At 70.1% G+C, this 12,423-nt stretch carries 13 protein-coding genes and 1 pseudogene; 7 read left to right on the forward strand and 7 right to left on the reverse strand.

The genetic code is table 11. The features are described from left to right. Positions 1 to 54 precede the first annotated feature (54 nt). Both OG509_RS24255 and ppgK read left to right on the forward strand, forming a co-directional pair. Positions 55 to 1,059 carry a 4-hydroxy-3-methylbut-2-enyl diphosphate reductase gene (locus tag OG509_RS24255; protein ID WP_385590450.1) on the forward strand — a complete coding sequence of 335 codons (1,005 nt, stop codon included), beginning with the start codon at positions 55 to 57 and terminating at the stop codon, positions 1,057 to 1,059. A 26-nt stretch (positions 1,060 to 1,085) separates the two neighbouring features. Further along, positions 1,086 to 1,841: a polyphosphate--glucose phosphotransferase gene (gene ppgK, locus OG509_RS24260; RefSeq protein WP_406184597.1), complete on the forward strand. Its 756-nt coding sequence runs from the start codon at positions 1,086 to 1,088 to the stop codon at positions 1,839 to 1,841. Here ppgK and OG509_RS24265 read toward each other — a convergent pair. Next, positions 1,838 to 2,368 carry a DUF6542 domain-containing protein gene (locus tag OG509_RS24265; RefSeq protein WP_406184598.1) on the reverse strand — a complete coding sequence of 177 codons (531 nt, stop codon included), beginning with the start codon at positions 2,366 to 2,368 and terminating at the stop codon, positions 1,838 to 1,840. The genes ppgK and OG509_RS24265 overlap by 4 nt on opposite strands. 135 nt (positions 2,369 to 2,503) lie before the next feature. On the opposite strand from OG509_RS24265, the gene ychF reads away from it, so the two are divergent. Then, on the forward strand, positions 2,504 to 3,592 hold the full coding sequence (gene ychF / locus OG509_RS24270) for a redox-regulated ATPase YchF (RefSeq protein ID WP_406184600.1): 1,089 nt from the start codon (positions 2,504 to 2,506) through the stop codon (positions 3,590 to 3,592). Between the two features lie 84 nt (positions 3,593 to 3,676). On the opposite strand, the gene OG509_RS24275 is transcribed toward ychF, so the two are convergent. Continuing rightward, the gene (locus tag OG509_RS24275; protein WP_406184602.1) at positions 3,677 to 3,940 is read right to left on the reverse strand and encodes a type II toxin-antitoxin system RelE/ParE family toxin; all 264 of its coding nucleotides are present in this window, start codon (positions 3,938 to 3,940) and stop codon (positions 3,677 to 3,679) included. Continuing rightward, the gene (locus tag OG509_RS24280; RefSeq protein WP_406184603.1) at positions 3,933 to 4,202 is read right to left on the reverse strand and encodes a type II toxin-antitoxin system prevent-host-death family antitoxin; all 270 of its coding nucleotides are present in this window, start codon (positions 4,200 to 4,202) and stop codon (positions 3,933 to 3,935) included. The genes OG509_RS24275 and OG509_RS24280 overlap by 8 nt, the downstream gene beginning before the upstream one ends. A gap of 94 nt (positions 4,203 to 4,296) precedes the next feature. Between OG509_RS24280 and OG509_RS24285 the strand changes: the two are divergent. Then, positions 4,297 to 4,632 (forward strand): annotated as a pseudogene (locus tag OG509_RS24285) (hypothetical protein); the annotation flags it as partial. A gap of 6 nt (positions 4,633 to 4,638) precedes the next feature. After that, entirely contained in the window at positions 4,639 to 5,205 is a 567-nt protein-coding gene (locus OG509_RS24290) for a hypothetical protein (RefSeq protein WP_406184604.1), read from the forward strand. Between the two features lie 55 nt (positions 5,206 to 5,260). Here the strand turns inward: OG509_RS24290 and OG509_RS24295 are convergent, their stop codons facing one another. Together OG509_RS24295 and OG509_RS24300 are read right to left on the reverse strand one after the other, a co-directional pair. Then, the gene (locus tag OG509_RS24295) at positions 5,261 to 6,343 is read right to left on the reverse strand and encodes a hypothetical protein (RefSeq protein ID WP_406184605.1); all 1,083 of its coding nucleotides are present in this window, start codon (positions 6,341 to 6,343) and stop codon (positions 5,261 to 5,263) included. Between the two features lie 130 nt (positions 6,344 to 6,473). After that, the gene (locus OG509_RS24300) at positions 6,474 to 7,130 is read right to left on the reverse strand and encodes a flavin reductase family protein (protein WP_406184606.1); all 657 of its coding nucleotides are present in this window, start codon (positions 7,128 to 7,130) and stop codon (positions 6,474 to 6,476) included. 287 nt (positions 7,131 to 7,417) lie between these two features. Between OG509_RS24300 and OG509_RS24305 the strand changes: the two genes are divergently transcribed. Continuing rightward, positions 7,418 to 10,660 carry a M36 family metallopeptidase gene (locus tag OG509_RS24305; protein ID WP_406184607.1) on the forward strand — a complete coding sequence of 1,081 codons (3,243 nt, stop codon included), beginning with the start codon at positions 7,418 to 7,420 and terminating at the stop codon, positions 10,658 to 10,660. Beyond that, positions 10,653 to 11,084: a hypothetical protein gene (locus tag OG509_RS24310; RefSeq protein WP_406184608.1), complete on the forward strand. Its 432-nt coding sequence runs from the start codon at positions 10,653 to 10,655 to the stop codon at positions 11,082 to 11,084. The genes OG509_RS24305 and OG509_RS24310 overlap by 8 nt, the downstream gene beginning before the upstream one ends. A 49-nt stretch (positions 11,085 to 11,133) precedes the next feature. Here OG509_RS24310 and OG509_RS24315 read toward each other — a convergent pair whose 3' ends face one another. Together OG509_RS24315 and OG509_RS24320 are read right to left on the reverse strand one after the other, a co-directional pair. Then, on the reverse strand, positions 11,134 to 11,829 hold the full coding sequence (locus OG509_RS24315) for an anti-sigma factor family protein (RefSeq protein ID WP_406184609.1): 696 nt from the start codon (positions 11,827 to 11,829) through the stop codon (positions 11,134 to 11,136). After that, positions 11,826 to 12,395, reverse strand: coding sequence for an RNA polymerase sigma factor (locus OG509_RS24320; protein WP_385590473.1), 570 nt, complete (start codon positions 12,393 to 12,395; stop codon positions 11,826 to 11,828). Before OG509_RS24320 ends, OG509_RS24315 begins: the two co-directional genes overlap by 4 nt. Positions 12,396 to 12,423 lie beyond the last annotated feature (28 nt).

Here is a 12,423-nt window from a genome sequence, read left to right on the forward strand (position 1 = left end):
CGCCCCAGTCTGTGCCGAACGGGCGACGCCCGGCCTCCTGGAGACCCCCGTACGATGGACCGCATGACTGCTGCCGCCCCTGTTCCCGCTTCCCGACGCGTCCTGCTCGCCGCCCCGCGCGGCTACTGCGCGGGCGTGGACCGAGCCGTGATCGCCGTCGAGAAGGCTCTCGAGCAGTACGGTGCGCCGGTCTACGTCCGCCACGAGATCGTGCACAACAAGTACGTCGTCCAGACGCTGGAGAAGAAGGGCGCCATCTTCGTCGAGCGGACGGAGGAGGTGCCCGAGGGCTCCATCGTGATGTTCTCCGCGCACGGCGTGGCTCCGGTGGTGCACGAGGAGGCGGCGCGCGGCAAGCTCGCGACGATCGACGCGACCTGCCCGCTGGTCACCAAGGTGCACAAGGAGGCCATCCGGTACGCGAACGAGGACTTCGACATCCTCCTCATCGGCCACGAGGGCCACGAGGAGGTCATCGGCACCTCGGGCGAGGCCCCGGACCACATCACGATCGTGGACGGCCCGGACGACGTGGACAAGGTCGTCGTGCGCGACGAGTCGAAGGTCGTGTGGCTGTCCCAGACCACCCTCTCGGTCGACGAGACCATGGAGACGGTCGACGCGCTGAAGACCAAGTTCCCGCTGCTCGTCTCGCCGCCGAGCGACGACATCTGCTACGCCACCTCGAACCGCCAGGCGGCGGTCAAGGTGATGGGCGCCGACTCCGACCTGGTCATCGTCGTCGGCTCCAAGAACTCCTCGAACTCGATCCGGCTGGTCGAGGTCGCCCTCGACGCCGGCGCGGGCGCCGCGTACCTCGTCGACTTCGCGAGCGAGATCGACGAGGCCTGGCTGGAGGGTGTCACCACGGTGGGCCTGACCTCGGGCGCCTCGGTGCCGGAGGTGCTGGTCGAGGAGGTCCTGGAGTGGCTGGCGGCACGCGGCTACGCGGACGTGGAGATCGTCAAGACCGCCGAGGAGTCGATCGTCTTCTCGCTGCCGAAGGAGCTGCGCCGCGACCTGCGCGCTGAAGCGGCCTCGCTGGTCGCCGAGAAGTAGACCGCTTCGTTTCGTACCGTGATTCCATGCAGATCTTCGGCGTGGACATCGGTGGTTCAGGGATCAAGGGCGCTCCCGTGGACCTGGACCGTGGCGAACTGGCGCAGGAGCGCCACAAGGTACTGACACCGCAGCCGGCCACCCCCGACGGGGTGGCCGGCTGCGTCGTCGAGGTGGTGCGCCACTTCGACTGGGACGGCCCCGTGGGGGTGACGTTCCCGGGGGTGGTCAGCGGCGGGGTCACCCGTACGGCGGCCAACATGGACCAGGGCTGGATCGGCGTCGACACGGCCACCCTGCTGTCGCGGCGGCTCGGGGGCCGGCCGGTCACGGTGCTCAACGACGCGGACGCGGCCGGGATCGCGGAGATGACGTACGGCGCGGGCAAGGGCCGCGGCGGGACGGTGATCATGCTGACGCTCGGCACGGGCATCGGCAGCGCGCTGTTCACGGACGGCCGGCTGGTGGCTAACACGGAGCTCGGCCACTTGGAGCTGAAGGGCCACGACGCGGAGAAGCGGGCGTCGGTCAAGGCCAAGGAGGACGGGGAGCTGACCTGGGAGCGCTGGGCGCACCGGGTGCAGCGCTACCTGGAGCACGTGGAGATGCTCTTCTCCCCGGACCTCTTCATCATCGGCGGCGGCGTCAGCCGCAAGCCGGAGAAGTTCCTTCCGCTGATCGAGGACGTACGGGCCGAGATCGTCCCGGCGAAGCTCCAGAACAATGCGGGCATCGTGGGCGCGGCGATGGCGGCGAGGGCGGCGGGGGGTTCGGCGACTTAGCCGGTCCGGCGGGGGAGCCTGCGCCGGGAGATAAGCACGGCCTTGCGTACGACGACGATCAGCGCGGAGACGAGGGTCCCCCCGTACAGCCAGCCGGCGTGCAGCGACAGGGCGGACACGATGCCCATGAGCTCCGCGCCGAAGCCACCGGAGCCGCCGGAGATGGGCCACAATCCGGCGGCGAAGGCGATCGGGGCGGAGATCGGCGCGGTGATCAGGTCGGCCGGGCGCACCCAGAGGGCGGTGGCGGCCGTGACGGGCAGGAAGAGCAGCCCGTACGCGAACAGCGAGCCGCCGAAGAGCAGCCAGGCGATCCCGGCGGCCAGGGTCATCGCGACGCAGGCGAACAGCCCGCCGCCGAGCCCGGTCAGGCGTGGCCGCGGCAGCCGCCGTGCGGGCGCGGGCCGGGGCCGGCCGCCACCGCCCTGGGCGGGTACGCCGCCGATGGGCTGCGCCGCCGGGGCCGGGCGGCGCGGCTGTTGCTGTCGCTGCGGGTGATCCACCGAACGCGTCCTGTAGTGCTCCACCCCACCACGCTAGGCGGGCCGAGCGCGGTATCGGTGTGGGGACACGCGTACAACGACTGCCACTCATCGGAAAGTAAACTGTCCGGTGGCCCACTCCCGGGCCGCCGCCCCCTCCAGCTACGGGAAGTCGCCAACGTGTCGCTCACGATCGGAATCGTCGGCCTGCCGAATGTCGGCAAGTCGACCCTGTTCAACGCCCTGACCAAGAACGACGTGCTGGCGGCCAACTACCCGTTCGCCACCATCGAGCCGAACGTCGGCGTCGTCGGCGTCCCGGACCCGCGCCTGGCCGTGCTCGCCGGCATCTTCGGCTCGCAGCGCATCCTCCCGGCGACGGTCGACTTCGTCGACATCGCGGGCATCGTGCGCGGCGCCTCGGAGGGCGAGGGCCTCGGCAACAAGTTCCTCGCGAACATCCGCGAGTCGGACGCGATCTGCCAGGTCATCCGTGCCTTCAAGGACGAGAACGTCGTGCACGTCGACGGCAAGGTCTCGCCGAAGGACGACATCGAGACGATCAACACCGAGCTGATCCTCGCCGACCTGCAGTCCATCGAGAAGGCGGTGCCGCGCCTGACGAAGGAGTCCCGCCTCCAGAAGGACAAGGTCGCGGTCCTGGCGGCGGTCGAGAAGGCCCAGAAGATCCTCGAAGCGGGCGACACCCTCTTCTCGCACGGCATCAAGAAGGGCACGGAGCAGGGCGACCTCCTCCACGAGCTGCACCTGCTGACCACGAAGCCGTTCCTCTACGTCTTCAACGTGGACGAGGACGAGCTGGTGGACGACGCCTTCAAGGCGGAGCAGAGCGCCCTGGTCGCCCCGGCGGAGGCCATCTTCCTGAACGCGAAGCTGGAGCAGGACCTCTCGGAGCTGGACGACGAGGAGGCCCTGGAGCTCCTGCAGTCGGTCGGCCAGGACGAGCCGGGCCTGGCCACCCTCGGCCGCGTCGGCTTCGCCACCCTGGGCCTGCAGACCTACCTGACGGCCGGCCCGAAGGAAACCCGCGCCTGGACGATCAAGCAGGGCGCGACGGCCCCCGAGGCGGCCGGCGTGATCCACACCGACTTCCAGCGCGGCTTCATCAAGGCCGAGGTCATCTCCTTCGCGGACCTGGTCGAATGCGGCTCGGTCCCCGAAGCCCGCGCCAAGGGCAAGGCCCGCATGGAGGGCAAGGACTACGTCATGCAGGACGGCGACGTAGTCGAATTCCGCTTCAACGTCTGATTGGATGTGTACAAACGGCCTGACCTGTGAGAAAGCAGGTCAGGCCGTTGTGCCGTCCGCAGCAGTCCGCAGAACCTGGAGTGGCTACGTGTCGTAGAGCGTGGAGCCGTGTCCGACGTGTACGACCCACACCACCAGCTCCCCGTTGTCGATCGTGTAGACGACACGGCAGTCGCCGACCCGTAGGCGGCGGCGCTCAGGCTGGGATACGAGTGCGGTGGTGTTGAAGCCGAAGGGGTCGCTCTTCAGCTCTGTCAGTTTGGCCAGGATGCGAAGCGCCATGTCACGCGGGATCTTGCACAGCTCGGCCTGGGCCTCGGGCCGGAACACCGTGCGGTAGTCACTCACCGCGTGCCAGTGTCTCCCTCATCACGTCCTCGATCGGGACGCCGGCGGCCGGGCTCGCCATGCGCTTGTCGATGACGCGGTTGATCTCGCGCTCTTCCCACTCCTGGTACTTGCGCAGTACCTCGATCGAGACCACGGCGGCGACCTGCTTGCCGCGACGGGTGATGGCAGTGGGCACGTCGTCGCGGTCGGCCCGTTCGACGGCCTCGGCCAAGTGGGCGCGTACGTCGCGGATGGACTCCATGTGCAGCGGCTGAGTCATGCCTCAAGGGTGCCGAGTGTGCCATGTGTACACAGCGGCTTCGGGCCACGGTCGGCGCCGGGGGTGGGGCTCAACATGCAGGCCGGCTCCGTCGCGTTCGGTCCGGGTGCACCGGCTGCTCACCACCCGCGGGGTGGACGAGCGGATGCCGGAGATGCTCAAGAACAAGACCCGACTGTTCGACGCGTACGCACGCCGCAGCGCGGTCGCCGAGTCGACGCCGGACGCGGCGGACGTCGACCCCTCCACCTGGGACACTTCAAAGGGACTCGGCCCCAACGACGCCAACGTCCAGAAGGTGTACGACATGCTGCCTGCCTATCGACGTCTTCTCCGCGACAATCCGGCGGAAGCGAAGCGGCTCATCGCCCTGCCGTTGAACGAGCGCGCCAAGGAGTTCCGGCGCATCACGCTCAACGGCGAGGGCTGATCCGGGATGCCGTACCGCGCCCGGCCCCTCGTCATCACCTTCGCCGCCGTCTCGGCCGCACTGCTTCTTCTTGGGTACCTGTACACGGCCCGGGAGGAGCCCAGTTCCGTGAAATGGGACCTGAGTCACAGTCATGCCAAATCGGATGTCAACTGGTCCGGCAAGAGCCGGAGTACCTGGGAAATCTCCTCGGCCGAGTACGACATCACGTTCTCCGGCGGAATTCACCTCACCGGAAAGCGCATGCTCCGGCTCGACGCGGACCCGGACACCGGCACTGTCGAGTCGGTGCACATCATTTATCCGAAGATGAGCACCGATGACGCCTACCGGGCCGCGAAGGAGCTGGCCAAGGAGCTGTCGATGGACACCGTGAACGTGGACCGCTGGTACAAGCAGCGGACCGGCGGGCGCGAGGCCGGGCACGAGGAAGTGGTGTCCACCAGCGGCATGTCTCCCGCGAAGCACACGCCGGGAACGCCATACATCGACGCATCCCTGCTGTACTCCTTCGACGAGGAGAAGCCGACGTTCATCGACCTCTCCTTCTACTGGCCGAAGACGGAGAAGTGAGCCAGGAGAAGTGAGCCTCTGAGGCAACGGCATCGGCCCTCGATCTCCGGATGGGTCAGGTGACCCGGATCTCCAGGACGTAGTCCCTGTTTCCGCCGAGGATGAGGCTGCCCGACCGATAGGTCATGCCTGGGGGCAGTGCACACTGCAGTTGCAGCGCGTCCATCGGATGCTGAATACGGCAGGGGCTGCCGGAGCTGATGCCGGGCTTCTCACGCGTGAGGACTTCGGCCCTCCCGGAATGGAGGTGCAGGACCGCGCCGTTGGAGCCCGACGCGTCGTAGACCTGCGCGAACATGCCGCTCGCGCCGTCGCCGGTCAGCCACGTCACCTTCAGCGAGGCAGGGGATCCGGGCAGCCCGGGGATCTCCGAGGGCAGCAGCGGCTTGCTCAACAGGCCGTCGGCGGCGATCGCCACCACATCGCCGAGACGTCCCGGCACGCGCTCAGGCACCTCAGGGGACACATACGCCGTGCCGGACGCGTCGACCGCGTTGTCCCAGCCGAGCAGGAGCGGCTCGCCGTCCGGAGACGTCGCGGTGGTGCGGTAGAGCTGTCTGAGTGTGCCGTCCTTGAGAGCCCACAAGACATCGTGATCCGCGATCAGAATGGTTCCGTCGGGCCTGACCCCGAACGGGCTCGGCGTAGCGCTGAAGCGGAATCCGGCGGCGGGTGCCGACACCGGAACGGGCGTCCCCGTCGTGCGGGCGGACCCGGAAGCGCCGGCCAGGACCGACACGCCGCCGTCCGGCCCCAGCTTCTTCACCTGTCCTTCGATGCCGAGCACAAGAGAGCCGTCGGCCAGCGCCACGACGCCGGTGGCGGCGCCCTCCTTCTCGCGGGCGAATTCGACCGTCGACACCGTCCGGTCGCGCTTCATCCGGACCAGCTTCTGTCCGAGTACGTAGACGCTGCCGTCCTGGCCGGTCGTCATACCGCCCGGGAAACCGTTGAAGCCGTAGAACGCCACCGTCCTGAGACTCGCGTCCCGGCCTTCGTCGGAGAAGTCCAGCAGCGCCGCGGCCTGGCCTTTGGCGGGCGCGGTCCAACTGCTGTCGTCGCCCCCGGCCGTGCAGGAGACGGCAGTGCCGCAGAGGACTGCCGTCACCACACCTGTCAGCACCTTGCGCAGCGTCATTCGGAAGTGCCTTTCATCTGTGCAGTCTTGTCGATGTGCCGGACGGCGGGCCATGGATTTCAGCGGCACCGGCCGCCGACGCGAGAGGGAAGACGCCTGCGTGCCGGCCGCCGTCCCGTCCTGCGTATCACTACTGATCGCGACCTGCCCAGACGGTCGTGGACCGGAGTCGGTGCGGCATGTTCCAGCCCCCGGCGAGTCTTGACGGGTGGACGTTGTCTCCCCCGCCGAAGAACTCGCAGAACTTCATGATCAGTGGGTCCCAGCCGAGCGGGTCCACGTAGTGGGTCCCCGGGATGACCAGGTCCTCCTCGACATGGGCGCGAAGGACCTCGACCTCGAAGGCGGTGGCGTGCGGTTCGCGACCCCCGAAGGGGCGGGCCGAGACGACTTCGCATTCCAGCTGGACCGGGCATTCCGCGACCCTGGGAGCCCGGACCAGGTCCGATGCCTGTTCGGTGAGGTGTGCTGCCGAGAACTTGTCCGGCTCGTACCGGTAGCCCTGCTTCGCCTTGTGGTCCGGCACGGCCGGCTTCCCGGTGGTGAGCGCGATCCGGTCGACGGCATCGACCATCGCCGACGAGGGCAGATTGAGCACGCACTCGCCCTCCCGCAGCAGGTTCGCGGTGGTCTGGGCATTGTTGCCGAGACCGAGCATGCAGGACTGGCCCAGCCACCATGCCGAGGACATCGGCGCGAGGTTCGCTGTGCCGTTCTCGTTGAGTGAGCTGATCAGCACCACCGGAGTTCCGAAGTACAGGACCTTGAGCCCGGGGACGACGTGCATGGCTGTGCCTTTCGCGGAGCGCCGGACGGACAGGCCCGCGATCAACAGCACGAGCCGTCGCTGACCCTCTCGTGAACAGGACCACCGACGCTGGCGGAAATGCGACTTCACATTTTCGGACGAGTGCGGCGATCGTCCGACGGTGAGCATGGTGACGAGGCCGGGCGAATGGGGTGGGTGGGCGGAGAGCCTCGTTGACGGGTGGATCTTGGTGAGTAGGGTCACGGAGCGCACGCGGTCTCGACAGCAGACCTGGGGGAAGCGTCGGCGCTCGGGAGGCTCGGGCCGTGACCAGATGTCGATTGCGCACGCGGCTGTGGACCGCGGTGACCACCACCGGCCTGTTGCTGGCCCTGACACCCGGACTGGCCACCGCCGCCCCGCAGGATGCCGCGGATCCCGCCGATCCGACCCTACGGCGTGATCCCGCCACCGGGCACGCCCGGATGATCTTCAACTCCGGGGGGTACCTGACCCCGCCGTCCAAGCGGGCTCCCGAGCACGTCGCGCTCGCCTACGTACGCGACCACCGCGGGGAGTTCGGGCTTTCCGCCCGGCAGGCCGAGCAGCTCGTCGTCGTCTCCTCGTACCCCACCCGGCACAACGGGGCACGGCAGGTGACGCTCGGCCAGAGCATCGACGGCATGCGCGTCCACGGCGGGCTCCTCACCGCCACCGTCGACAGGCGCGGCCGCCTCGTGATCCTCGGCGGCGCCGTCGTGACCGCCGAGCCGGCCGGCACCGTCGAGCTGACGGCCAAGCAGGCCCTCGACCAGGCGGCCGAGGCCCAGGGCGCGCGGCCCCAGCACACGATGACCGGCACCGACAACCGCGACAAGGGCCGGCAGAAGTTCAAGAACGTCTACGCCAAGCGGCTCACGAAGCCCAACGACGTGACCGCCGAACTGGTCTGGTTCCCCACCGACTCCGGCCGTGAGCTGCGCCCCGCCTGGCTCACCGACATCGAGGTCTCCGGTACGTCCTGGTACGAGACGGTGGTCGACGCCGCCGACGGCCGGGTCCTGAGCCGCGAGAGCCGGTACCACCACGCCGGCCCGGAAGGCACCGTCTTCACGGCCCAGCACCCCGACATCAGCGGCGCCACCCGCACCGTCACTCCGCTCACCGGCCGCGACGGCTCCTGGGTCGCGGACCGGCTGACGCAGGGCAACAACGCCAACGCCTACCGGGACGAGGACGGCGACAACACGGTGCCGGACACCGGGAACGACGCGCTGCGCCCGCAGTCCCCGGCGAGCGGCGACCCGGACTACCAAAACTTCGACTACACGTTCAACGACACCTGGCGCACCGACGCCGGCGCGACGCAGGCCAACCTCGACGCCGACATCGATCCGGTCATCACGCAGCTCTTCTACTACACCAACGTGATGCACGACTACCTCTACGACCTCGGGTTCGACGAGGCCTCGCGCAACTTCCAGGCCGACAACTTCGGCCGCGGCGGCTCGGGCAACGACCCCGTACTGGCCGAGGCGCAGGACGGCTGGGACCTCGGCTGCCTCGACGACGCCACCCCGCCGAACGCGATCCGCTGCACCAACAACGCCAACTTCGCCGCCCCCGCGGACGGCTCCAGCCCGCGCATGCAGATGTACATGTGGCAGCCGCCGGGCCGGCCGTTCCGCGACGGTTCGCTCGACGGCGACGTCATCGCGCACGAGTACGGACACGGCGTGTCCAACCGCCTCGTCGGCGGCGGCCACCTCGGCGGCGGCTCCCAGACCGGCGCCCTCGGGGAGGGCTGGAGCGATGTGATCTCCTTCCTCAAGTGGGGCGACGCGACGGTCGGCGAGTACGTCACCGGCAACACCGCCACCGGCATCCGCTCGCAGGCGTACGACACGTCCACGGAGAAGTGGGGCACCTTCAACCCCGCCCGCGGCGTGCACCGCAACGGCGAGATCTGGGCCGCGACGGTGTACGACATCCGAGAGGCGAAGGGCGTCGGGTTCACCCAGCAGCTCGTCATCGACGGCATGAAGAACACCGTCAGCACGCCGAGCTACCTCGACGCGCGCGACGGCGTCCTGGCCGCCGACATGACCAACAACGCGGGCGCGAACCAGTGCCTCCTGTGGCGGGTCTTCGCAGGTCGCGGCATGGGAGCGAACGCCGCCTCCAGTGCGGACCAGAACACCGTGACCGCCGACGAGACCGTCCCGGCCGCCTGCCTGCCGACCGAGAAGGCGGGCGGCCCGTACACGACGAACGAGGGGACGGACGTCACGCTCAGCGCGGCCGGCTCCACCAAAGGGACCGCGCCGTCGGCCGGGAACCCGACCGCGTACGCCTGGGACCTCGACAACGACGGGCAGTACGACGACGCCACCGGGGTCACCACCACCTTCGACGCGGTGGGCCAGGACGGCGTCTCCACCATCGGGCTGAAGGTGACCGACGCCGCCGGCAACACCGACACCGACTCGACGACGGTCACCGTCGCGAACGCCGCACCCGTCGTGACGCTCCAGCCGGTCCCCCCGGCCGGGGAGAACAGCCCCGTCACCCTCACGGGCAGGATCAGCGACCCGGGCTGGCTCGACCCGCTGACCGCCACGGTCGACTGGAAGGACGGAGCGGGCCCGCAGGAGCTCACCGGCACGCCGGAGAACGACCGCCCCGACGCGACGCTGACCTTCACCGCGGAGCACACGTACGGGGACGACGGGACCTTCCCGATCGAGGTCTGCGGCAGTGACGACCACACGAGCACCTGCCGGACCGTCGACGCGACGATCGCCGATGTCGACCCGACCGCGGCGATCTCGGGCGACGGGCAGACCACGTACAACGGGCAGAAGGCCTTCATCGCCCACGCCGGCACCCCGGTCGCCGTCACCGGCGCCTCCGCCGACCCGGGCAGCGACGACCTGACCCTGAACTGGCTTTGGGGCGACGGGGCCTCGGACGACCTGGTCTCGCTGGTCAACCCGCCGGCCACCGACCCGGACCCGAGCCCCTCGATCCAGCCGCGCGATGTGACGGAGACGAAGTCGCACGCGTACCCGGCCGCCTGCCTGTCCACGCTGACGTTCACGAGTACGGACGACGACGGCGGCTCCGCCTCCGACACGGCCTCCGTCATCACCACCGGCAATGTGAAGTGGGCACACGACCAGGCGTACTGGATGAAGGAGTTCGGCGGGCCTTCGCCGAAGCACTTCACGGCGGCGCAGCGGGCCTGCCTGCTGAGCGTGGCCTCCTTCATGAGCGCCGTGTACGGGCCGCTGACCGACGCCCAGGCGTACGCGATCCTCGGCTCGGGCTCCCCGCAGCCGCGCCCGCTGGTCTCCCAGCAGCTGCTCGCGGCGTGGCTCAACTTCGCGAACGGGTCGTACGACCTGTCCACGCCGGTCGACACCAACGGCGACCGGAGGACGGACTCGACCTTCGGGGCGGCGGTGGCCAACGCCGAGGCGGTCTACAACAACCCCGCGTCGACGCGGAACCAGCTGCTGAACCAGGTCGACGTACTGCTGCGCTTCAACGTGCGTGACGGTGGCTGACCGGCGCCTGGTTTGCCTCGCCGCCCTCGCCCTCTTCACGGGGTGCGGGGGCGGCGAGGTGCGTCCGCCGGCGAAAGGGACGCACGGGCCGGACGGTACGGGTGACCCGGCCGTCACCGGCGGTACGGGTGCCACGGCGGCCGGCGCGGCGACCCCGGCGCAGGGCCGCGTGCTCACCGGGGCCGACGACGGCTTCGCGGGGCGGCTCGCCGTCGGGCAGACGGCCCGCCTGCGCCTGCCCCTCCCGGAGGGCGGCCCGGAACCCACCGCCCGGGGCGATGCGGTGCTGCTGATCCGCATCAGCAACGTGACGGGCTCGGGCCACCGCGAATGGGAGCTCCGCGCGGTCCACCCGGGCACCACCCGCATCACCGTCCCCCGCCCCGCCGCCTCCCCGGCCACCCTGACCCTCACCGTCACGTGACCGGCGGAGACCGGTGGAGCCGGCGGACGGCATGATCCACAAGACGCCCCTAGGCGAAGTGGGCCGAGGCCAGGACCGAGCCTTCCGGGGTGAGGAGGCGGGCGCCGGCGAGGGTGGTGGCGTTCACGTCGGCCGTCGCGACCCAGTAGCCGTAGCCGTCCCGGAGCGAGAACGTGCCGAGGCGGGTCATCGTGCCGTCCCTGTGGTCCAGGACGCAGCTGATCTCGGGCATCGGCTTCTCCAGGTCCACCGACATGTACACCCAGCCCTGCGCGCCCGGGTGGGCGAAGACCCGGCCCACCTCCCGGCCGCCGGTGACCAGCGGGGCCTGGAGCAGCTCGGCGCCCGCGCGGGCGGTCGGGGACGCGGGTGGCGCCGAGGCCTGCTGGATCGCCGTGCCGGCCGCCCAGCCGCCGAACCCGCACGCCACCGCCAGCGCGGCCGCCACCGCCGCGACCCGGGGCCGCAGCAGCCACCGCCGGGCCGGAGCCGGGGCGGACGCAGGGGCCGGGGGCGGCGGCTGGAGGCCGGCCGTGACCCGGCTCTCGAAGCCGACCGGGGGCTCCGTCCCCGGCAGCAGGCCGAGCAGGTCGTCGCCGACCAGCGCCAGCTGCTCGATGTGCTCCCGGCAGCCGGGGCACTGGTCCAGGTGGGCGACGGCACGGGCGCGCTCCCGGGCCGGAAGGATGCCCAGCGCCAGCTCGGCGTCGCATTCCCTCAGCTGCTCGCAGGTCATCTCGCTCATCGCCGGACCTCCTCGGTCCCCAAGGTCCTGCGGAGCTTGTGCATCGCCGTCCGGATCCGCGTCTTGGCCGTCCCCAGCGGGACCCGCTCCATGTCCGCGATCTGCTGCGCGGTCAACCCGTAGATGCCCGCCATCACCAGGGCGCGAGCCTGCTCCCGGGGCAGGGCCGCCACGGCCGCCCGTACTCCGGCCGAGGTCTCGGCGGCCACGGCGTGCTGCTCGGGGGTCTCCGTCACGATGTCGAGGAGGGCGTCCAGGTCCTCCGGGGCGACCGGATTGGCCCGGCGGGCACGGACCGCGTCGATCGCCAGATGGTGGGCGATCGCCGTCAGCCAGGTCCGTACCGAACCGCGGCGCGAGTCGTAGACCTGCGCGTGCCGCCACGCCCGCTCGAACGTCTGCTGCGCGATGTCCTCGGCGAGCTGGGCGTCGCCGACCACGGCGATGGCCACGCCGAAGACCGTGCGCTGGAAGCGGCGCACGAACGCGACGGCGATCTCGGGATCACCCGTCGCAAGGCCCGACAGCAACGCTTCGTCCGGCGCACGCCCGAGCGGGAGGCCCATTCTCTGCACGTCAGTGGATACGTTCGGC

Source organism: Streptomyces sp. NBC_01006 (assembly GCF_045162725.1).
In the GTDB taxonomy this organism is placed as follows: Bacteria; Actinomycetota; Actinomycetes; order Streptomycetales; family Streptomycetaceae; genus Streptomyces.

Excerpts from the sequence above, each read along its gene's own strand:
- OG509_RS24255 (WP_385590450.1), top strand. The coding sequence starts at position 55 with ATGGACCGCATGACTGCTGCCGCCCCTGTTCCCGCTTCCCGACGCGTC.
- ppgK (WP_406184597.1), top strand. The coding sequence starts at position 1,086 with ATGCAGATCTTCGGCGTGGACATCGGTGGTTCAGGGATCAAGGGCGCT.
- OG509_RS24280 (WP_406184603.1), bottom strand. The coding sequence starts at position 4,202 with ATGACTCAGCCGCTGCACATGGAGTCCATCCGCGACGTACGCGCCCAC.
- OG509_RS24290 (WP_406184604.1), top strand. The coding sequence starts at position 4,639 with ATGCCGTACCGCGCCCGGCCCCTCGTCATCACCTTCGCCGCCGTCTCG.
- OG509_RS24295 (WP_406184605.1), bottom strand. The coding sequence starts at position 6,343 with ATGACGCTGCGCAAGGTGCTGACAGGTGTGGTGACGGCAGTCCTCTGC.
- OG509_RS24300 (WP_406184606.1), bottom strand. The coding sequence starts at position 7,130 with ATGCACGTCGTCCCCGGGCTCAAGGTCCTGTACTTCGGAACTCCGGTG.
- OG509_RS24315 (WP_406184609.1), bottom strand. The coding sequence starts at position 11,829 with ATGAGCGAGATGACCTGCGAGCAGCTGAGGGAATGCGACGCCGAGCTG.
- OG509_RS24320 (WP_385590473.1), bottom strand. The coding sequence starts at position 12,395 with ATGGGCCTCCCGCTCGGGCGTGCGCCGGACGAAGCGTTGCTGTCGGGC.